Below are 355 nucleotides of genomic sequence, written 5' to 3'. Positions count from 1 at the left end.
GAAATTCCTTCAGAAGGAAAAAACGCAAACAAGATCCTGTAGCTCCTAAAAAGAAATTAGGCGAAAGATACTGTGAAATCCTTCGCCTAATTCAGATAATTATTTTGGCAACAGCCGTTAACTTAAGGCCAACCCTGCTAATTTTGATATAACCACAAATGCATCAGGCTAATGAGTTTATTGATATTTACAGGTTTTGTGAGGTAATCATTAGCCCCGGCCTCCAGACTTTTTGCTTTATCCTCGGGCATTGCCTTAGCGGTCAAAGAAATAATGGGTAAATTTTCATAAGCTTCATTATCCCTTATTTTTGTTGTTGCCTCATAGCCATCCATGACCGGCATCATCACATCCA

The 355-nt window shown here is 38.9% G+C and carries 1 protein-coding gene; it reads right to left on the bottom strand.

The window, feature by feature from the left end; genetic code table 11:
* Positions 1 to 137: 137 nt before the first annotated feature.
* Positions 138 to 355, bottom strand: a 218-nt coding sequence (locus HC175_RS21110) for a response regulator (RefSeq protein ID WP_168139924.1), incomplete at its 5' end; no start/stop codon positions are given.

The organism is Salinimicrobium oceani (genome assembly GCF_012037645.1).
This window is presented reverse-complemented; position numbering and strand designations above follow the sequence as displayed.